General features: G+C 64.9%; 19 protein-coding genes and 1 tRNA gene. 8 read left to right on the forward strand and 12 right to left on the reverse strand.

All coding sequences use genetic code 11. The annotated features are described in order from the left end of the window. Positions 1-259: 259 nt before the first annotated feature. On the reverse strand, positions 260-1,330 hold the full coding sequence (locus tag C8J47_RS03170; RefSeq protein ID WP_121884398.1) for a PA0069 family radical SAM protein: 1,071 nt from the start codon (positions 1,328-1,330) through the stop codon (positions 260-262). Positions 1,331-1,373: 43 nt separating this feature from the next. Next, a complete protein-coding gene (locus C8J47_RS03175) occupies positions 1,374-2,069 on the reverse strand; it encodes an outer membrane protein (protein WP_121884399.1) in 696 nt (231 codons plus the stop codon). 169 nt (positions 2,070-2,238) lie between these two features. On the opposite strand from C8J47_RS03175, the gene C8J47_RS03180 reads away from it, so the two are divergent. Continuing rightward, entirely contained in the window at positions 2,239-2,436 is a 198-nt protein-coding gene (locus C8J47_RS03180; RefSeq protein WP_082470946.1) for a hypothetical protein, read from the forward strand. A gap of 426 nt (positions 2,437-2,862) precedes the next feature. Here C8J47_RS03180 and ihfB read toward each other — a convergent pair whose 3' ends face one another. Together ihfB and rpsA are read right to left on the reverse strand one after the other, a co-directional pair. After that, entirely contained in the window at positions 2,863-3,141 is a 279-nt protein-coding gene (gene ihfB / locus C8J47_RS03185) for an integration host factor subunit beta (RefSeq protein WP_056051424.1), read from the reverse strand. A gap of 160 nt (positions 3,142-3,301) precedes the next feature. Continuing rightward, positions 3,302-5,020 (reverse strand): 30S ribosomal protein S1, encoded by a 1,719-nt coding sequence (gene rpsA / locus C8J47_RS03190; RefSeq protein ID WP_055879635.1) that lies wholly within the window; start codon positions 5,018-5,020, stop codon positions 3,302-3,304. A gap of 275 nt (positions 5,021-5,295) precedes the next feature. Here rpsA and C8J47_RS03195 point away from each other — a divergent pair, with 275 nt between their 5' ends. Further along, positions 5,296-5,553, forward strand: a complete 258-nt coding sequence (locus tag C8J47_RS03195) for a SemiSWEET family transporter (RefSeq protein ID WP_056060411.1) — start codon at positions 5,296-5,298, stop codon at positions 5,551-5,553. A 307-nt stretch (positions 5,554-5,860) separates the two neighbouring features. Here the strand turns inward: C8J47_RS03195 and cmk are convergent, their stop codons facing one another. Then, positions 5,861-6,499 carry a (d)CMP kinase gene (gene cmk, locus C8J47_RS03200; RefSeq protein ID WP_056051420.1) on the reverse strand — a complete coding sequence of 213 codons (639 nt, stop codon included), beginning with the start codon at positions 6,497-6,499 and terminating at the stop codon, positions 5,861-5,863. A 1-nt stretch (position 6,500) separates the two neighbouring features. Beyond that, complete coding sequence (gene aroA, locus C8J47_RS03205) at positions 6,501-7,835, reverse strand: 3-phosphoshikimate 1-carboxyvinyltransferase (protein ID WP_121884400.1); 1,335 nt, start codon at positions 7,833-7,835, stop codon at positions 6,501-6,503. A gap of 99 nt (positions 7,836-7,934) precedes the next feature. Here aroA and C8J47_RS03210 point away from each other — a divergent pair, with 99 nt between their 5' ends. Both C8J47_RS03210 and C8J47_RS03215 read left to right on the forward strand, forming a co-directional pair. Continuing rightward, the gene (locus C8J47_RS03210; RefSeq protein WP_031395784.1) at positions 7,935-8,261 is read left to right on the forward strand and encodes a TIGR02300 family protein; all 327 of its coding nucleotides are present in this window, start codon (positions 7,935-7,937) and stop codon (positions 8,259-8,261) included. Between the two features lie 82 nt (positions 8,262-8,343). After that, positions 8,344-8,419 (forward strand) — tRNA-Ala (locus tag C8J47_RS03215). Positions 8,420-8,529: 110 nt separating this feature from the next. Here C8J47_RS03215 and C8J47_RS03220 read toward each other — a convergent pair. The 3 genes from C8J47_RS03220 to C8J47_RS03230 form a co-directional block, all read right to left on the reverse strand. After that, positions 8,530-10,323: an autotransporter outer membrane beta-barrel domain-containing protein gene (locus C8J47_RS03220; protein ID WP_121884401.1), complete on the reverse strand. Its 1,794-nt coding sequence runs from the start codon at positions 10,321-10,323 to the stop codon at positions 8,530-8,532. 110 nt (positions 10,324-10,433) lie between these two features. Further along, the gene (locus tag C8J47_RS03225) at positions 10,434-11,432 is read right to left on the reverse strand and encodes an inorganic phosphate transporter (protein WP_121884402.1); all 999 of its coding nucleotides are present in this window, start codon (positions 11,430-11,432) and stop codon (positions 10,434-10,436) included. A gap of 165 nt (positions 11,433-11,597) precedes the next feature. Further along, entirely contained in the window at positions 11,598-12,716 is a 1,119-nt protein-coding gene (locus C8J47_RS03230) for a DUF47 family protein (RefSeq protein ID WP_060526799.1), read from the reverse strand. A gap of 195 nt (positions 12,717-12,911) precedes the next feature. Between C8J47_RS03230 and C8J47_RS19090 the strand changes: the two genes are divergently transcribed. Continuing rightward, positions 12,912-13,076, forward strand: coding sequence for a hypothetical protein (locus C8J47_RS19090; RefSeq protein WP_165899569.1), 165 nt, complete (start codon positions 12,912-12,914; stop codon positions 13,074-13,076). 104 nt (positions 13,077-13,180) lie between these two features. Here C8J47_RS19090 and C8J47_RS03235 read toward each other — a convergent pair whose 3' ends face one another. Next, positions 13,181-14,506 carry an MFS transporter gene (locus tag C8J47_RS03235; RefSeq protein WP_121884403.1) on the reverse strand — a complete coding sequence of 442 codons (1,326 nt, stop codon included), beginning with the start codon at positions 14,504-14,506 and terminating at the stop codon, positions 13,181-13,183. Positions 14,507-14,621: 115 nt separating this feature from the next. Between C8J47_RS03235 and pgsA the strand changes: the two genes are divergently transcribed. Genes pgsA through C8J47_RS03250 form a run of 3 tightly spaced genes read left to right on the forward strand, consistent with a single transcriptional unit; the run spans position 14,622 to position 15,892 of the window. Next, positions 14,622-15,173: a CDP-diacylglycerol--glycerol-3-phosphate 3-phosphatidyltransferase gene (gene pgsA / locus C8J47_RS03240; protein ID WP_121884404.1), complete on the forward strand. Its 552-nt coding sequence runs from the start codon at positions 14,622-14,624 to the stop codon at positions 15,171-15,173. 15 nt (positions 15,174-15,188) lie between these two features. Next, positions 15,189-15,446: a molybdopterin converting factor subunit 1 gene (moaD, locus tag C8J47_RS03245; RefSeq protein WP_121884405.1), complete on the forward strand. Its 258-nt coding sequence runs from the start codon at positions 15,189-15,191 to the stop codon at positions 15,444-15,446. After that, positions 15,443-15,892 (forward strand): molybdenum cofactor biosynthesis protein MoaE, encoded by a 450-nt coding sequence (locus C8J47_RS03250; RefSeq protein WP_121884406.1) that lies wholly within the window; start codon positions 15,443-15,445, stop codon positions 15,890-15,892. Before moaD ends, C8J47_RS03250 begins: the two co-directional genes overlap by 4 nt. Positions 15,893-16,004: 112 nt before the next feature. Here C8J47_RS03250 and C8J47_RS03255 read toward each other — a convergent pair whose 3' ends face one another. Together C8J47_RS03255 and C8J47_RS03260 are read right to left on the reverse strand one after the other, a co-directional pair. Next, complete coding sequence (locus C8J47_RS03255) at positions 16,005-16,658, reverse strand: fasciclin domain-containing protein (protein ID WP_121884407.1); 654 nt, start codon at positions 16,656-16,658, stop codon at positions 16,005-16,007. Between the two features lie 134 nt (positions 16,659-16,792). Continuing rightward, positions 16,793-17,425: a fasciclin domain-containing protein gene (locus C8J47_RS03260; protein WP_121884408.1), complete on the reverse strand. Its 633-nt coding sequence runs from the start codon at positions 17,423-17,425 to the stop codon at positions 16,793-16,795. Positions 17,426-17,471: the final 46 nt, after the last annotated feature.

The following is a 17,471-nucleotide window of genomic DNA, read 5'->3' on the forward strand; positions in this document are numbered from 1 at the left end:
GTTTGATCTGACGATCAGCGGTAGATCGGGATAGGGCGCCTTTGGTCTCGACCATGCCGACGTGGAGACTTCTCCCCTCCCTGGAAGGGAGGGGCCGGGGGTGGGTTGGCCTGCTTGAGCCACGGGGGTTCGGGTGTGCGGAAGCCGACCCACCCCCAACCCCTCCCTTCCAGGGAGGGGAGAACAGGGTTGGCCAGTCCTCTCTAACAGGCAGGTTGCTACGGGGCTTTAGCCGAGCTCGGAACCACCACGCCTCTTCTCAGAACAGCTCCCCCTGCGGCCCCCTTGGCGCCCGGAACAGATCGTTCCGCAAAGCTACCCGCTCGCGGTTCAGCCCATGCTTCGCACACGCGATCCGGAACCGGATCCCGAGGAGGTCTGCCCAAGGTCCTTGTCCCTGCATCCGCGTAAAAAAGTTCGGATCATTGTCCTTACCCCCGCGCAGCGACGCGATCGTCGCCATCACTTTCCCCGCGCGATCCGGGAAATGTTCGTCCAGCCAAGCCCGGAACAGCGGAGCGACCTCATGCGGCAGCCTTACGGGAATAAAGAACGCCCGCGTCGCCCCCGCCTCCGCCGCGCGCGCGATCAGGTGCTCGATCTCGTGGTCGGTGATCGCCGGGATGACCGGCGCGATCGACACGTACACCGGCACGCCCGCATCCGCGAGCTTGCGCACCGCCGCCAGCCGTCGCTCGGGATGCGGCGCACGCGGTTCGACGGTCGACGCAACCTTCGGATCGAGCGAGGTGATCGACATAGCTACCGCCGCGAGACCCTTGGCTGCCATCGGCGCGAGCAAATCGATATCGCGCACCACGCGGTCCGACTTTGTAGTGATCGTCAGCGGATGATCCGTCTCGCTGAGCACCTCGATGATGCCGCGCGTGATCCGCCAGTCGCTCTCGATCGGCTGGTACGGATCGGTATTCGTCCCCAGCGCGATCGGTGCGACAACATAGCCAGGCTTCGACAGCTCAGCGCGCAACAGCGCTGCCGCGGATGGTTTGGCGAACAGCTTGCTTTCGAAGTCCAGCCCCGGCGACAAATCGTGGAACGCATGGCTCGGCCGCGCGAAACAATAGATGCAGCCGTGCTCGCAGCCCCGATACGGATTGATCGAGCGGTCGAACGGCACGTCGGGCGACGCGTTGCGGCTGATGACCGTGCGCGGGGTTTCGACGGTAACCGTCGTCCGAAGCTTCGGCGCGATCCCGTCGATCCCCTCGCGCATGTCGAGCCAGTCGCCATCCGCCTCGGTCTGCGGCAGATTGAACCGCCGGCTTTCGTCATTGCGGGTAGCACCACGAACCGGGCGGGCCTGTTTCATCGGCTGAAACTAGACACCGTCACGGAACATAGCAAGAACGATATTAGAAGCGGAAGCCGATCCCGGCGACGACCTGGTGACGGCTGAAATCGAGGCTCGCCTTGTCCGACCCGTCGACGACTTCATAGCCGTTGTAATCGGTGTAGACGTATTCGAGCTTGCCGTAGAAATTGCGCCCGAACCTGGCCTGTACGCCTGCACCGACGTGGAAGCCGCTCAGGTTGTCCGAAAGGCGGAAATTGTCCTCAGGGAAGGTTGGATCGGTGTAGTTGAGGCGGATCTGGCCGTTCGAATAGCCGCCCTTAATGTAGGCTACCGTCGTTGGGTTGATCAGAAAGCCACCGCGCACACCGGCGGTCAGGTTGCGGCCGGGCTTCAGGCAGGTGTCGACACCGTCGCCGCCGTCGAAGCACTGCTTGGCGCTCGAACCCTCGATACCGCCATAGACGCCGAGCATGGTGCCGCCGTTGACGACCATATCGTAGCCGACCTCGCCGCCATAGGTGACGCCGCTCTTGCCTTCGCTGAGGCGGCCCGAGTCTTCGCCGGCTTCGACGTTCAGTTCGGTGATGACGCGGTCGTAGCCGATCCGCGGCTCGACGCGCAGACCGCTGACGCCGTCGGACTGGCCATACGCGGTCGCAGCGTCGCTAGCGCCATTCGGACCCACGTCGGACTGTGCGAAAGCCGGCGCGGCCGGTGCGGCGGCGAGTGCCGCGATAAGCAGGTACTTGTACATTCGATAGGTCCCCTGTGAACCAGCCCCCTGGCTGATCCCACGGCTGTCTCTCTCCCCGCCGCGTGGTTTCGACAAAGTTAACCCAGCACGGTTGCGTCCATTTCCAATCCATCGGTCGGGCTTCGAATGAGCGCTCGCGAAGGGGCGACGGAACGCCTAGGGCGGTAGCATGACGGAACAGATCACCACCGTGGAGCGGGCATTCGAACTGGCACGATCCGGCGCCTGCAGCTCGGTCAACGACCTGCGGCAGCGCTTGCGCCGCGAGGGCTATGATGCGGTGCATCTTCACCTGCACGGCGCATCGATCAACAAACAGCTGGTCGACCTGATGCACGCCGCAAAAGGATCGTCGGGCGCAGAGTGATGGGTGCGGCTGCCGGGTAGGCCGCATCGCCGCAGTGGCGTCGCTGGCTTCGATCAACGGGCAGGCACATTGGGCAGGATGGTGCGGGCGGGGGGACTCGAACCCCCACGGGCCTAGGCCCAACGGATTTTCGTACCAGCTACGGTTTTCACCGCCGCCCGAGGGCGTTTGTGGTCTGGACTATCCCTTCACCATGTCCCGGCAGGCCGGGATACAGGTGCTGCCCGTCTAGTCTCTACACCTTCCCGAGATCGCTCTCGGGCTTGGCTCGGGATTCCCATTTCACAGGCTTCCCCGAATTTGAGCAGTTCTACGCCGCGGGTTTCCCCGCGGGCACTCAAGCATGTCTAAGTCCGGTGCGTCTACCATTCCGCCACGCCCGCATCCGAGGCGGTCTTAAGACGCTTCGGCGCCGCCGCCAAGACCTCACACGTTGAGGCGGGCGCGCATTTCCTTGCCGGGTTTGAAATACGGCACGCGCTTGGCGTCGACCGCGACGACCTCGCCGGTACGCGGGTTGCGACCGGTACGCGCATCGCGTGCGCGCGTCGAAAAGGCGCCGAACCCGCGCAGTTCGACACGGCCGTCGCCGGCAAGCCGCTTCGAAATCTCGTCGAAGAACGTGCTGACGATCAGCTCGACTTCGTTCGGTTGCAAGTCCGGATGCGCTTCGGCGATCTTCAAGACTAGTTCAGATCGAATCATTCGATTTCCCGCTCATGTGGCAGTTCCGCTCGTTGATGTAAGTCAACATGCGAAGCGTTAGCACTAATCCGGACGCAGTCAAAAACCAAAATGGGGTAGATAAGAAAAAGCCCGGCATGTTCGCGACATGCCGGGCCAAATCTTGGTTAAGCCGTTGAGCTTACTTCTTCTCGGCTTCCGTACGGGCCTTGAGAGCCTCGCCCAGGATGTTGCCGAGAGTCGCGCCCGAGTCCGACGAACCGTACTGCGCGACAGCCTGCTTCTCTTCCGAGATCTGCATAGCCTTGATCGAGAAGGTCGGCTTCTTCGAACGATCGAAGCCGGTGACCATCGCGTCGAACTTCTGGCCGACCTGGAAACGCTCCGGACGCTGTTCGTCGCGATCGCGACCCAGATCCGTGCGCTTGATGAAGCCGGTCGCGCCATCGTCGCCCTGCTGCACTTCGAGGCCAGCGTCGCGGACTTCGAGAACGGTCACGGTGACGATCGCGTTCTTGTTCAGCTTGTCGCCTGCTGCTGCGATGCCGCCGGCCGATGGCCCGCCACGCTCGAGCTGCTTCATGCCGAGCGAGATACGCTCCTTCTCGGCGTCGATGTCGAGCACGACGGCTTCGACGGTCTCACCCTTGCGATGCAGGTTGAGCGCGTCCTCGCCCGAAACACCCCATGCGATGTCGGACATGTGGACCATGCCGTCGACGTCGTTGTCTAGGCCGATGAACAGACCGAACTCGGTCGCGTTCTTGACTTCGCCTTCGACGGTCGAACCGATCGGATGAGCGGCAGCGAATGCCTCCCAAGGATTGGCCTGAGCCTGCTTGAGGCCGAGCGAGATGCGACGCTTCTCGGAATCGACTTCGAGGACCATGACGTCGACTTCCTGCGAGGTCGACACGATCTTGCCCGGATGGACGTTCTTCTTGGTCCAGGACATTTCCGACACGTGGACGAGGCCTTCGATGCCCGCTTCCAGCTCGACGAACGCACCATATTCGGTGATGTTCGTGACGCGGCCGGTGAGCTTCGCGCCGACCGGGTACTTGACCATCGCGCCATCCCAGGGATCGCTCTCCAGCTGCTTCATGCCGAGGCTGATGCGCTGGGTGTCCTTGTTGATGCGGATGATCTGCACCTTGACGGTGTCGCCGATGTTCAGGACTTCGCTCGGGTGACCGACGCGCTTGTAGCTGAGATCGGTGACGTGCAGCAGGCCATCGATGCCGCCGAGGTCAACGAACGCACCGTAATCGGTGATGTTCTTGACGACGCCGTCGATGATCTGGCCCTCGGCCAGGCTGAGTATCAGGCCCGAACGCTGCTCTGCGCGCGTCTCTTCGAGAACGGCGCGACGCGACACGACGATGTTGCCGCGCTTGCGGTCCATCTTCAGGATCTGGAACGGCTGGGGGATATCCATCAGCGGGGTGACATCGCGCACGGGGCGGATATCGACCTGCGAGCCGGGCAGGAATGCGACGGCGCCGTTCAGGTCGACGGTGAAGCCACCCTTCACGCGGCCGAAGATGACGCCTTCGACGCGGGTCGTCTTGGAGAATTCGGTTTCCAGCTTGTCCCATGCGGCTTCGCGGCGTGCGCGATCGCGGCTGAGCATCGCTTCGCCGTGGACGTTCTCGACGCGGTCGACATAGACTTCGACTTCGTCGCCGACCTTGAGGTCAGCCTTCTGGCCCGGCGCTGCGAATTCGCGAAGCGGCACGCGGCCTTCCGACTTCAGACCGACGTCGATGACGGCCATGTCGTTCTCGATGCCGGTCACGGTGCCATGCACCACGCGGCCCTCGAAGCTGTCGGCGTCGCCGAGCGTTTCGTTCAGCATCGCCGCGAAATCGTCGCGGGTCGGCATTACCTGGGTTGCCATAGAATTCAGTAATCCTAGTCTGTTTCCGGCCAAGCGGTTGGGTCCGCTGGTCTTGGCCTTCGTTGCCGCGACGACCGAACGCCGGCGCAGCATCCGGACGGCACGAGGCGCGGAGGACGTAGACGCTGAATGCGAAAACGGCGCGTGAGACTCGAGGGTCTCCGCGCCTTCCTCCACGAGCATCGCTCGCCGGACGGTCCTGTGTAGCCGAAACCGCGTCTCGGAGCAAGTTCGTCGGCGGTTCGTTAGGGGCGGTTAACCACAGGAGCGAAGATTTGAACGAACGCGGCATTCTCGTGCTGGGCTGGGTCGCCACGGTGACAGCGATCGTAATGTACCTGTCGTACATCGACCAGATCATGCTGAACCTTGCGGGGCAGAAGGGATCCGTGGTCCAGCCGTTCGCGACAATGGTGAACTGCGCGCTGTGGGTGGGGTATGGGTTTCTGAAGGACAAGCGGGACTGGCCGATCGTCGTGGCGAATGCGCCGGGGGTGGTGTTCGGGGCGGTTGCGCTGGTTACTGCGCTTTAGAAGAGCATGGGTCACGTCTTAGGGTAGCGTGGGTCAAGTCGCTGTGGGCGGTGGGGCTGGGGGCATAACGGGCGGCGCTCCCGCTTCCTTGTTCTCCCGCGAAGGCGGGAGCCCAGTCTGGGTCCCCGCCTTCGCGGGGAAACAATATTGGGTTGCGGTAGCTCCCCCCAGCAGAGCAACCACCCCGGCGGAGGCCGGGGCCCAATTGGGGAACATCGGTAACTGAGGATGGCCCTTCGTTACTACGGACGTTCCAATTGGGCCCCGGCCTTCGCCGGGGTGGGGCCAACAGGAATGGAGGGTAAGCCTAAACCGAAGCAGCCTTCTTCGCCCGCTGCGCTTCAACCAACGCTACCGCCCGCTGCACCGAAGCCTCGATCGACAAAAAGCTCGTATCCAGCAACGCAGCATCCGCCGCCATCACCAGCGGCGCGGTCGACCGCCCGCTATCCCGAGCATCCCGAGCCCGAATATCCGCCAGCACCCGATCCTTGCTCGCCGTCCCACCCCGAGCCTGCAACTCGGCATGCCGCCGCTGCGCGCGAATATTCGGCGTAGCCTTCACGAACAGCTTCGCATCCGCATCCGGCGCGATCACCGTCCCGATATCGCGCCCGTCGAGAATCGCGCCACCCTCCTGCGCCGCAAACCGCTTCTGCCGGTGCAGCAACGCCGCGCGCACCAGAGGATGCGCCGACACCACCGACGCCAGCGCGCCGATATCGTCGTCACGCAACGCCGGATCGCTCAACAGCGCATCGCTGAAATCGCACGCCGCGACCGCGTCGGCCTCGGTCTCCGGATCGAGCCCCATCCGCGCCACGCTCAGCGCGACCGCACGGTACAACAGCCCGGTATCGAGATACGGCAGCTTGTAATGCTTGGCCAAGGCACGCGCGATCGTGCCCTTGCCCGATGCCGCCGGACCGTCGACTGCGATGATCATCTTAATTCCCCCGGCCGGTAAGCGCATCGAGCGACCGGAAGAACACGGGATAGCTCGTCGCCACCGGCGATACATCATCGATCGTGACGGGCTCAAGCGCGCCAAGTCCAGCCACGACCATGCTCATTGCGATGCGGTGGTCGAGTTTCGAGGCGATCCGAGCGCCACCGCGAATCGCCGCGCCGCCCGAGCCGGTGATCGCCATGCCGTCCTCATACTCTTCGCAAACGACGCCGCACGCTTCGAGCGCGATCCGCATCGTCGTGATCCGGTCCGATTCCTTGACGCGCAGCTCGTGGGCGCCGCGCGCGATCGTCGTGCCGGTCGCGAAGGCGGCGGCGACGAACAGCACCGGATATTCGTCGATCATGCTCGGCGCGAGATCGGCCGGCACCTCGATCGCAGTTAGCGGCGCGTGGCGGACGCGCAGGTCGGCGACCGGCTCTCCACCGACGATCCGCGGATCGAGCTCGGTAATATCCGCGCCCATCATCCGCAAAGCCGTGACGATCCCGATCCGCGTCGGGTTCAGCCCGACGTTGCGCACGACGATATCCGAGCCCGGTACGATCGACGCCGCGACCAGCCAGAACGCCGACGACGACGGATCGCCCGGCACGACGATATCCTGCGGCTTCAGGTCCGCTTCGCCGGTGATCGAGATGATACGACCCTGGTTCGTCTCCTCGACGGTCAGCTTCGCGCCGAACCCCGTGAGCATCCGTTCGCTATGATCGCGCGTCGCGACGGGCTCGATCACCCGCGTGATCCCCGGCGTGTTGAGCCCCGCCAGCAGGATCGCCGACTTCACCTGCGCCGACGCGACCGGCAGCGTGTATTCGATCGGCACCGCCGGACACATCCCGCGCACCATCAACGGCAGCCGCCCGCCCGGCGAAGAGGTAATGTCCGCCCCCATCTGCGACAGCGGCTCGATCACGCGCCCCATCGGCCGTCCCGACAGCGACGCATCGCCGGTAAAGGTGCAGGTGATCGGATGGCTCGACACCAGCCCCATCAGCAACCGCGTCGACGTCCCCGAATTGCCCATCTCCAGCGCGGTCTCGGGTTGGAGCAGTCCGCCGACGCCGACACCGTCGACCGTCCAGATCCCATCCTCGCCGCGCTCGATCGTCGCGCCCATCGCGCGCATCGCGGCCGCGGTGGCGAGCACGTCCTCGCCCTCCAGCAGCCCCTCGATCCGGCTGGTGCCGACCGCCAAGCTCGCGAACATCAGCGCGCGGTGGCTGATCGACTTGTCGCCGGGGACCGCGATCGAACCGGTCAGTGGACCGCGCGCGACGACGTCCATCGAAGTGGGGAGGGGGTGTGCCATGGGGCCGGGCTTTTGACAGTGGCCTTGCGCTATGGCAAGGCGCGCCCACTTTGCGAGGGTATCCCCCCGCAATCCATTCATCCGAAAGGTTCTATCGGCATGATCAAGCCGGAATGGGGCACGAAGCGTTCGTGCCCGAAATGCGCGACGCGTTTCTACGACCTCGAAAAAGCCGACCCCGTGACCTGCATCGAATGTGGGTATGCGTGGGAGCCCGAGCCCATCCTGAAGTCGAAGCAGCCGCTGCCGTTCGAGGTGGCCAAGCCCGACACCAAAAAGCCCGACGCGGATCTCGAGGGTGACGAGGAAGAGGACATCGCCTCGATCACCGGCGAAGACGAAGAGCCGTCGGCGGACGACGAAGTCGATCTCGGCGGCGACGACGACCTCGGCGTCGAGACGCCACAGGACGAACACGAGCGTTAATCAGAATAAATTTGGCAGGCGGCATTTACGCCGCTTGCCAACCCGGGCGGGTCCGGTTAGTGACCCGCCTCCCAACGGGAATGGGGCCGTAGCTCAGCTGGGAGAGCGTTCGCATGGCATGCGAAAGGTCAGGGGTTCGATCCCCCTCGGCTCCACCATTCCTCCGTTGATGACCGGTTCGCCGGATGATTTTCAAGCTGACATCGCAAATTCGTCGAACGCGGTTCGGGATGTGGCATCGCCGCACCCCGAGACCAATTCCGCACGTCTAGAATGCAGCGGATAACCCTGCGAACGCTGTGATGCTGTTGCGGTCGTCGCGCAGCGCATAGCCGGCGACACCGGCGCGGAGCGACAATTGTCCTGCGACATTGCCGTCCACCCCCATCGCATAGCTCATGTAACTGCGATCGGCGCGTTCGACCGTGCTCGTGAAGCTGATCGGGGCACCCGTCGGCGTCATCGTCAGCGTGCGGGGATCGTCGTCGAATTCGCGCTCGTACCCGGCGCGTGCGAAGAATCGCACCGGTTCTCCGGGAACGGTGCGAAGGACTGCGCCGAAGCGGCCCGTCAGGCTTTCGATCTCCTGCTTGCCGAAGCTCGCCGCCGTCGAGAGCCCGCCGGTCTCCGCATAGCCGGCGATGCGGACACGGTCATACTGCGCCGCGAGGTCCGGACCGAACGCGAGCCCGCCGAACTTGATCAGGTCGACCGCGGCAGTCACTCGCCCGGCGACGTAGGTGCCGTCGGTTTCACCCTCGTGCGATCGGACCGCCGGGCCAAGCTGGACGGTGCGCCGTATGTGGCGGTAATCGATCGCGCCATAGGTCCCGTCCGCAAGTATGCGGACCGGGCCGAGGTCGCCGCGCGCGTAGCCGCTGACCGACCAGGCGCGCGGCTTGTAGCTGCCGGCGCCGGTCTTGAAGTCGCCGGTGCCGTCCGAATAGCCACCTGCGAGACCGACTCCCGATGCGTTGCCGATCGCGAGGTCGGCGCCCGCGGTGCCGCCGAAGCCGCGCTCGGTGATGCCGACGCGCTGGGCGGAGGTGCCGCTCGAATAATAATGATAGTCGGCGCCGCCGAACACCGACAGCGCGTGTCCGTCGCGTTGCGCGCCGCCACGCTCGGCAGCCTCGAACAGGTCGCGCTGGCCACGGAACATCGCCTGCGCCGCATAACCGAGCCCGGCGATCTGGTCGGGCGCCTGGACGAGGCTCGCCAGCGCCTGCCCCTGGATACGCTGCGTGATGCCCGCGGGGTGGACGCTGTCGGCCTGGATGTACGTCTCGTTGGCGTTCGGGGACACGAGCGTCGCGCGCGTGCAGGCGAGCGACGAGGGGACGGTGCAGGCGACTCCGGTGATGTTGGTGTAGCCATAGGTCGCGGGACTGGCGACGAGCTCGCCGAACAGCCGGTCGGTATCGAAATACAGCGCGTTGACGTTCGCCGCCGCCAATGCCGCGGCATAGGTCCGGTTGAACAGCTGGAGCCCGGCCGCGCCGCCGGTCTGAACCGCGAGCGTGACGATCCGCGTCGCACCGGCGGTCTGGAGGCGGCTGACCTGCGTGGCAAGCTGCGTCGCTGCGGTGGTCAGGATCGCGGGGTTGGAGCTGCCGGCTGCCTGGAACGCGAAATAGTCGTTGCCGCCGCCCTGGATGTAGACGAGGTCGCGCGGCCCGAAACTGCCACCGGCCGCGAGGAAATTGCTGATCTGGGTCGCGACCGGGATCGATAGCGCGTTCGCGGCGGTCACGCGGGCGCCGCCGACCGCATAGTTGGTGCCTCCCTTGCCATAGACCGGATCGAGCGACAGCCCGAGTCGCGCCGCGAGGACCTCGGGTGCGACCGGGTCGGGGTTGGTCGTGAAGCTACCCGCGTCGCGCGGCAGGCGTGGGTCGAGCGTCAAGTAATAGCCGCCGTCGGCGAGGCTGTCGCCGAACACGACCATGCGGTTATAGGTTTCGGTGCTGGCGACACTGGTCGGGCTGGCGGTCTGTGCCTGGCCGGGACTCGCGATGCTCAGTGCGGTTCCGAACAGCAACGCCGTATAGGTCGTCTTCATGATACCCTCTCCCTGGCGGCGAAGGATCGTTGTCCTTCGCTCGACAGGGAGTGTCGGAGCCGTTTACGTCCGCGTCAATAGAGTGCCGCTTGGGCGCGGGAGGTGGTCGTTCAGACGAACAGGCCAACGAGCAGATACGTCCCCGCGCCGATCAATCCGGCGGCGGGCAGGGTGAGCGTCCAGGCGACGACGATGTTGCTGGCGACGTTCCAGCGGACGGCGGACAAGCGCCGAGCTGCACCGACGCCAACGATCGAGCCGGTAATGGTGTGCGTCGACGACACCGGGATGCCCCAGAAGGTCGCGGCGAACAGCGTGATCGCGCCGCCGGTTTCTGCGCAGAACCCTTGTGCGGGGGTCAGGCGGGTGATCTTCGAGCCCATCGTGTGGACGATCCGCCAACCGCCTGACAACGTGCCGAGCGCCATCGCCGCCTGGCAGGACAGCACGACCCAGAGCGGCACGTGGAAGCTGCCGCCGATCAGCCCTTGCGAATAGAGGAGCACGGCGATGATCCCCATCGTCTTCTGCGCGTCGTTGCCGCCGTGGCCGAGCGAATAGAGCGCGGCGGAGATCAGCTGGAGTTTCCGAAAGCGCTTGTCGACGCCGAGCGGGGTGAGCTTGAGGCTGGTCCAGGCGACGATCAGCACCAGCACCAGCGCGAGCATCAGGCCGATCGCGGGCGACGCGAAGATCGCAACGACGGTCTTGATCACCCCGCTCCAGACGATCGCATCGAAGCCGACCTTGGCGATGCCGGCGCCGAGGAGGCCACCGATCAGCGCGTGGCTGCTGCTCGACGGGATGCCGAGCACCCAGGTGATGACGTTCCACGCGATCGCGCCCATCAGCGCGGCGAAGATCACCTGCGCGTCGATGATGTGCGCCTGGACGATGCCGGTGCCGACGGTCTGCGCGACGTGGAGGCCGAACACCGCGAACGCGATGAAGTTGAAGAACGCTGCCCAGAGCACGGCGTATTGTGGCTTCAGGACGCGCGTGGAGACGACGGTGGCGATCGAGTTCGCCGCGTCGTGGAGGCCGTTCAGGAAGTCGAACAGCAGCGCGATGCCGATGAGGCCGATGAGGAGCGGGAGGGAGAGGATCATGCGACTGCTGCCCTATCCGCCATCTTTTTACCCCCCCGGCGAAGGCCGGGGTCCAATTGGAGAGGTCGCAGTAAAGGAACGCCGCCCTTCGTTATTGCCGTCCCCCAATTGGGCCCCGGCCTTCGCCGGGGGGGAGCTTCGTGAAAACTCTCGGACTCAAACACCTCAAGCATGGTCGATGACCAGCCCCTGGATCTCGTTCGCGACATCCTCGAAGCGGTCGACGATCTTTTCCAGGCTGCTGTAGATCTCGCGGTTGATGATGAAGGTCATCGGGTCCGCACTGATCTTCGAGGCCTGGAACAGCGCGCGCAGGCCCGTGTCGTGGATATCGTCGGCATGACCCTCGATCTGGATCAGCCGCGCGGTCAGGTCGTGCAGCCGCCCCGCATTGGTGCCGAGCGAGCGCAGCAGCGGGATCGCCTCCGCGGTGATCCGAGCGGCTTCGACGATGATGCCAGCCATGTCGCGCATCTGTGGCGAGAATTCGGTCACTTCGTACAGCGCGATCGCGTTGGCGGTGCCGTTCATCTGGTCGATCGCGTCGTCCATCACGCCGATCAAATCGGTGATCGCGCTGCGGTCGAACGGCGTGACGAACACGCGGCGGACATCCTGGAGGACCTCCCGGGTGATATCGTCCGCCTCGTGCTCGCGCTTGACGATCTCGGCGATCTGACCCTCGATCGAGCCTTCGCCGTGGAGCAGCCGTGCAAGCGCATCGGCGCCGGCGACCAAGGTCGCGGCATGCGCGTCGAACAGTTCGAAGAACCGTCCCTGCTTCGGCATCAGCGACTGGAACCAGCCCAGCATCGGAATTCTCCTTTTCGCACTCGTGCGCACGACGGGTAAGATACGTTGCGCGAGCGACGCCGGGATCGGCGGCTCACGGAAAGCAGCGATCAGCGCCTTCAGGCCGGGCTCATTGACAGCCTCCGCCGCACGATCAAGCGTAAACCAGCGTGTGTCGCGTTGATGACGCTCGGGCCAGTCCTCGACCTGCTCGACGAACGCGAGCGGAAACACGGTGACGATCATGTCGCGGTAGCGGCCGGTGCGGCGACGCTTGCGGTACGCGAATTGCCCGACCGGCGAGGGGCAGGGAATGCCGCGGATGCCGGCTTCCTCATAGGCTTCCTGCGCGGCGGCCTCGTGGCTGGCGAGCCCGGTGATGGGATTGCCCTTGGGAATCACCCATCGGCCGGTATCGCGCGACGTGATCAGCATCACGCGCGCATGCCCGGCTTCGTCGATCACATAGGGAAGCGCGCCGATCTGTTCGATGGTCCGGGTCCTCGCTCCCGCGGAATCACGGGGAAAGACGGGAGCTTATACGCGGTTTTTACGCAAGGATAGCGGATCGGCGGCGGCTTTATGGGCCGTTAGCTGGGGCCGATTTCTGTCCCATTGCCGGACGCCGCCAGCTTAACCACTTTTGGCACTGGTCGAATTGGTAAACGCGACGTTAACGTTTTCATCATGACCAGACGCCTAGTCCTTACCAACGAAGCCGCCCGCCACCCGCTGCGCCGGTCGCTGCCGCCGCCGGTAGTCGCCAGCGCGAAGAACGACGATCACGACGTGAAGCTTTTTCTGCTGAGCTTCGCGGCGTTCTTCACGTGCTTCTACAGCTTCATTTTCTGAGGCCTACGCACCCCTTTTTCCGTTCGTGCTGAGCGCAGTCGAAGCACCTGCTTTTGGGACTCCCCCTTCGACTTCGCTCAGGGCGAACGGGTTCAGGTGTGAGGCTACCCCCTCAGCGTCGGCAAACACCCGATCGCGTCGTCGTCGCAGGCCCGGTGCAGCTTCTGCGCCAGCCATGCCGAGACGAGGCACATCGCTGCGACGAGAAACAGCATGTCCTCGGGCGTCACGCCCATCGCGGTGATGCCGATGACGAGGATCGAGCCGATCGTCATCGCGCCCGAGTTGACCACGTTGTTCGCCGCCACGGTCCGCGCGGTCTGGTCCTTCTCGACCGTCGTCGTCAGGAACGCATAGAGCGGCACCACGAACATCCCGCCGGTGATCGCGATCGCCAGCAGAGTCGCCAGCACGGGGATCGCGCCCGGCTGATGGATGAAGCCGGCCCAGTCGTAATAATGCCCCGGTGGCGCCGGCGTCCAGGTCCGCGCGAGGAACGAGAACAGCACGACGAACCCGCCCATCGCGATCACCGATGCGGGCGAGAACTTCGCGGAAATCCGCCCGCGCAGCATCGTGTTGATGACCACGGAGCCGATCGCGACCCCGACCGAGAACACCGCGATTACGAAGCTGGCGACTCGCTCGTCGGCGGTCAGCACGTTCTTCACCAGCGGCGGGAAGACGATGATCAGCACTGCGCCGATCGTCCAGAAGAAGCTGATCGCGATGATTGCTAGGAATAGGCGGGGGATGTGCAGCGTCGCGCTGATCAGTCGCCACGACGCCGTGAACGGGTTGTAGTCTAGCTTGAGCGGCGGGCCTTCGCGTGGCGCCGGCGGCACCTGGCGTCCTGCAAACCAGCCGATCGCGGCGACGACCAGCACGCTGGCGGCGGCGCCCTCGATCGGGATCCAGCCCGCGGTCACGGTGCCTAGCAGGATCGCGAGATACGTCCCGGCCTCAACGAGCCCGGTGCCGCCGAGCACATCACACGGTTTCAGATGCTGCGGCAGGATCGCGTATTTGATCGGGCCGAAGAACGTCGAATGCACGCCGAGACACAGGACCGCGCCGAGCATCAGCCCGATCCCCAGCGACGGATGCCCGGCACGTGCGACCATCAGCCCGGTCGCGCCCAGAATCATGATGCCGATCTCGACCGTCTTCACGATCCGGATGATCCGCGCCTTGTCGTGGCTGTCCGCCAATTGCCCGGCGAGCGCGGACAGCAGGAAGAACGGCAGGATGCCGAGTCCGGTCGCCAGCGCGTTGAAATTGGCCTCCATCTTCGGATCGTTGAAGACGGCATAGGTCGCGAACAGGACCATCGAGGTCTTGAACAGATTGTCGTTGAACGCGCCGAGAAACTGGGTCGTGAACAGCGGGAGGAAGCGACGTTGCTTCAGCAACCCAAGGGCATTGAGCATGACGGGAAATAGCCCTGATCGTTGCGGTAATATGTCCAACCCTTAGCCGAGCGTCATCCGCGCGCCAACGCTTAAACCGGTTTCGCCGCGCGACCGACCGGTATAGGGGTGGTGGGTGTTGAGCTTGCCTAACCTCCTGACATTGTCGCGGATCGTCGCGGTGCCCCTGCTGGTCTGGTTCCTGTGGTGGCCCGACTGGGAGGCGGGCTACGGCATCGCCTTCGTGCTGTATTGCCTGATGGGTATTACCGATTATTTCGACGGCTATCTCGCGCGGTCGAGCGGCGCGGTGTCGCGGCTGGGGATCTTCCTAGATCCGATCGCGGACAAGATCATGGTCGCGGCGGTGATCCTGATCCTGGTCGGCACGCGCGATATCGCCGGCATCCACGTGATCGCCGCGCTGGTCATCCTGCTGCGTGAGATCGCGGTGTCGGGATTGCGCGAGTTCCTGGCGCAGGTGCAGGTTTCGGTGCCGGTGTCGCAGCTTGCCAAGTGGAAGACGACGCTGCAGCTCGTGTCGCTCGGCGGGATCATCCTTGGCGGTTCGGTGCCCGAAATGGTCTGGGTGCATACCGTCGGCATCGTCGCGCTGTGGGGCGCGGCCGTCCTTACGCTGATGACCGGATGGGATTATCTCCGCGTCGGCCTGAAGCACATGGACTGAGTAGGCATTACGGGCATGACGATACGGATGGTGTATTTCGCCTGGGTGCGCGAGCGCATCGGCACGGGTGAAGAGTCGATCGAACCGCCGGCGAGCGTCGTCACGGTGGCCGATCTGGTCGACTGGCTGGCGGAGGCCAGCCCGGCGCATGCGGGGGCGTTCGAGAACCGCTCGCGATTACGCGCGGCTATCGATCAGGACTTCGTGCCGCTCGATACGCCGATCGGTCGCGCGCAGGAGATTGCGATCTTCCCACCAGTGACCGGCGGATGATTCATATCTCGGTCCAGCAATTGCCGATCGATATCGCCGCCGAGATGATGCGCGCGGAGGCGGCTGGCGCTGGCGCGGTGGCGACGTTCACCGGGCTGGTGCGTGCTGACGACGGTGTGGGGACGCTCGAGCTCGAACATTATCCCGGCGCGACCGAGGCTGCGTTGCTCAAGGTTGCCGAGGGTGCGATCGAGCGCTGGTCGCTGAGCGCCGCGATCATCGTCCACCGCGTCGGGCCGATGCATCCGGGCGAGCGGATCGTGTTCGTCGCGGCGACGGCGGCGCATCGCGGCGCGGCGCTGGAGGCCTGCGCGTATCTGATCGACCGGCTGAAGACCGACGCTCCGTTCTGGAAGCGAGAGACGCGCGGAGTTGAAGCCAGCTGGGTAGAGGCGCGTGATCATGATCACGCCGCCGCTGCCCGGTGGGATACGCCGAGCAGCTAGCGCAAAGCTTGTTCTCCCGCGAAGGCGGGAGCCCGGACGGGATCCCCGCCTTCGCAGGGAAACAAATTAGTGCGGGCCGCGCTCTCCGATGAGACCACGGCCCGCACTCAAATCAGCCGAGCTTCGGAACGCTCATGCCGTTGGTGAGATGAACGACGCCGTTCGTCTCCTTGATGTCCGCCGTATCGACGAACGACTTGATCCCGGCGGTATCGGTCAGCGCGATGTTGCCGTTGGCTTCAAGCGACGCGACCAGCGGCTGACCGGCGAGCGTGGTCAGCGTGGCCTTGCCACCGCCCGCGGTGATCTGTGCCTTCAACTGCTCCGACGTCAGCGCACCGGCGACGACGTGATACTTGATGATCGTCGCCAGCGTCGGCACCGACTCAGGCTTCAGCAGCGTGTCGAGCGCACCGGCGGGCAAACGCGTGAACGCTTCATCGCTCGGCGCGAACAGCGTGTACGGGCCAGGGCCTGCCAGCGTCGTCTGCAACTTCGCTGCGGTGACCAGCTTGGTCAGCGTCGCACGATTAGGCAGCGTTGGCAGAGCAGCCGCGATCGTCGTGGTCGCCGCGGCCGTCGACGCGGCGGGCGCACCGGCAGCCTGTGGCGCTGCGGTCGTCGCGCCCGGAGCCGCTGCCGTCGGAGCAGCCGCCGTGGGAGCGCCCGTCCGCGGCGCAGCCGGTGCGGTGGTCTGTGCGGTCGCGCCGGTGGCGAGGAGCAGGCTCGATGCGGCTGCGATCATCAGGTTGGTCTTAACAGTCATCTGCAACTCCAGAGATTGTGGAAGGAACGTGTGAAACTCGAACGGAAAAACTTGGGTAGGTATCGGTCGGACTCAATGATTTTGCCGACAAGCCGTAGCATCGGCGCGATGAATTGAGCCTAATTCTACCCGGATCAACTCAGCTTAGGCACGATCACGCCGTTGACGATATGAACGATGCCGTTCGACTGGCGGACGTCCGCAGTCTCAACATAGCTCTTGTTGCCGTTGACGTCGGTGAGCGTGATGACCGCGCCGACCAGCGTCGCGGTGATCGGATCGCCCTCGACCGTGGTCAGCGTCGCGGTACCGCCGCCTGCCGTGATGCGGCGGCGCAGATCGTCGGCGGTCACCACGCCGGGCACGACGTGATAGGTCAGCACCTTGGTCAGCGAAGCCTTGTTCTCGGGCTTCAACAACGTGTCGACCATGCCGGGGGCAAGCCGCCCGAACGCGTCGTTGGTCGGTGCGAACACCGTGAACGGTCCCGGCCCCGACAGGGTCGGCACCAGACCGGCTGCCTTCACCGCGGCAACCAGCGTCGAGAGATTGGGCGCCGCCGACGCGTTGTCGACGATCGTCTGCGTCGCCATCATCGGCACGCCGCCGACGGTCGGATTGGCCACCGCGGGCGGCCCGTTCGGGACGGCGAGCGCGGGATTGATCGGCGTGGTCGACGCACTGGCGACGTCGTCCTTCGATTTGCCACTGCACGCCGCAAGCGCCAGCGCACTCGTGATCAGCAGTAGCGGAAGCGTCTTCGACATCGTTGGATCTCCAGCGGGAACTCGCGAAACATACGATCGAACGCCG

The sequence above is a fragment of the Sphingomonas sp. PP-F2F-G114-C0414 genome (assembly GCF_003688595.1).
Classification (GTDB): domain Bacteria; phylum Pseudomonadota; class Alphaproteobacteria; order Sphingomonadales; family Sphingomonadaceae; genus Sphingomonas.

Coding starts and splice junctions, on each gene's coding strand:
- C8J47_RS03170 (WP_121884398.1), bottom strand. CDS start 1,330: ATGAAACAGGCCCGCCCGGTTCGTGGTGCTACCCGCAATGACGAAAGC.
- C8J47_RS03175 (WP_121884399.1), bottom strand. CDS start 2,069: ATGTACAAGTACCTGCTTATCGCGGCACTCGCCGCCGCACCGGCCGCG.
- C8J47_RS03180 (WP_082470946.1), top strand. CDS start 2,239: ATGACGGAACAGATCACCACCGTGGAGCGGGCATTCGAACTGGCACGA.
- ihfB (WP_056051424.1), bottom strand. CDS start 3,141: ATGATTCGATCTGAACTAGTCTTGAAGATCGCCGAAGCGCATCCGGAC.
- rpsA (WP_055879635.1), bottom strand. CDS start 5,020: ATGGCAACCCAGGTAATGCCGACCCGCGACGATTTCGCGGCGATGCTG.
- cmk (WP_056051420.1), bottom strand. CDS start 6,499: ATGATCATCGCAGTCGACGGTCCGGCGGCATCGGGCAAGGGCACGATC.
- aroA (WP_121884400.1), bottom strand. CDS start 7,835: ATGGCACACCCCCTCCCCACTTCGATGGACGTCGTCGCGCGCGGTCCA.
- C8J47_RS03210 (WP_031395784.1), top strand. CDS start 7,935: ATGATCAAGCCGGAATGGGGCACGAAGCGTTCGTGCCCGAAATGCGCG.
- C8J47_RS03220 (WP_121884401.1), bottom strand. CDS start 10,323: ATGAAGACGACCTATACGGCGTTGCTGTTCGGAACCGCACTGAGCATC.
- C8J47_RS03225 (WP_121884402.1), bottom strand. CDS start 11,432: ATGATCCTCTCCCTCCCGCTCCTCATCGGCCTCATCGGCATCGCGCTG.
- C8J47_RS19090 (WP_165899569.1), top strand. CDS start 12,912: ATGACCAGACGCCTAGTCCTTACCAACGAAGCCGCCCGCCACCCGCTG.
- C8J47_RS03235 (WP_121884403.1), bottom strand. CDS start 14,506: ATGCTCAATGCCCTTGGGTTGCTGAAGCAACGTCGCTTCCTCCCGCTG.
- moaD (WP_121884405.1), top strand. CDS start 15,189: ATGACGATACGGATGGTGTATTTCGCCTGGGTGCGCGAGCGCATCGGC.
- C8J47_RS03250 (WP_121884406.1), top strand. CDS start 15,443: ATGATTCATATCTCGGTCCAGCAATTGCCGATCGATATCGCCGCCGAG.
- C8J47_RS03255 (WP_121884407.1), bottom strand. CDS start 16,658: ATGACTGTTAAGACCAACCTGATGATCGCAGCCGCATCGAGCCTGCTC.
- C8J47_RS03260 (WP_121884408.1), bottom strand. CDS start 17,425: ATGTCGAAGACGCTTCCGCTACTGCTGATCACGAGTGCGCTGGCGCTT.